This is a genomic window from Nocardia sp. NPDC049220 (assembly GCF_040647855.1).
Classification (GTDB): Bacteria; Actinomycetota; Actinomycetes; order Mycobacteriales; family Mycobacteriaceae; genus Nocardia.
On the sequence record NZ_JBEZDA010000060.1, the window covers coordinates 570 to 1,463 of the forward strand.

Annotated in this window: 1 protein-coding gene; it reads right to left on the reverse strand. The window is 42.5% G+C overall.

The features are described from left to right. Window positions 1–38: 38 nt before the first annotated feature. Complete coding sequence (locus AB0C34_RS31530; protein WP_000018329.1) at window positions 39–854, reverse strand: aminoglycoside O-phosphotransferase APH(3')-Ia; 816 nt, start codon at window positions 852–854, stop codon at window positions 39–41. Window positions 855–894 lie beyond the last annotated feature (40 nt).

Here is an 894-nt window from a genome sequence, read left to right on the forward strand (position 1 = left end):
AAATAAATTCAAATATGTATCCGCTCATGAATTAATTCTTAGAAAAACTCATCGAGCATCAAATGAAACTGCAATTTATTCATATCAGGATTATCAATACCATATTTTTGAAAAAGCCGTTTCTGTAATGAAGGAGAAAACTCACCGAGGCAGTTCCATAGGATGGCAAGATCCTGGTATCGGTCTGCGATTCCGACTCGTCCAACATCAATACAACCTATTAATTTCCCCTCGTCAAAAATAAGGTTATCAAGTGAGAAATCACCATGAGTGACGACTGAATCCGGTGAGAATGGCAAAAGTTTATGCATTTCTTTCCAGACTTGTTCAACAGGCCAGCCATTACGCTCGTCATCAAAATCACTCGCATCAACCAAACCGTTATTCATTCGTGATTGCGCCTGAGCGAGACGAAATACGCGGTCGCTGTTAAAAGGACAATTACAAACAGGAATCGAATGCAACCGGCGCAGGAACACTGCCAGCGCATCAACAATATTTTCACCTGAATCAGGATATTCTTCTAATACCTGGAATGCTGTTTTCCCGGGGATCGCAGTGGTGAGTAACCATGCATCATCAGGAGTACGGATAAAATGCTTGATGGTCGGAAGAGGCATAAATTCCGTCAGCCAGTTTAGTCTGACCATCTCATCTGTAACATCATTGGCAACGCTACCTTTGCCATGTTTCAGAAACAACTCTGGCGCATCGGGCTTCCCATACAATCGATAGATTGTCGCACCTGATTGCCCGACATTATCGCGAGCCCATTTATACCCATATAAATCAGCATCCATGTTGGAATTTAATCGCGGCCTAGAGCAAGACGTTTCCCGTTGAATATGGCTCATAACACCCCTTGTATTACTGTTTATGTAAGCAGACAGTTTT

Bases quoted from the DNA above. Each gene is read 5' to 3' on its own strand.
- AB0C34_RS31530 (WP_000018329.1), bottom strand. From the start codon at position 854: ATGAGCCATATTCAACGGGAAACGTCTTGCTCTAGGCCGCGATTAAAT.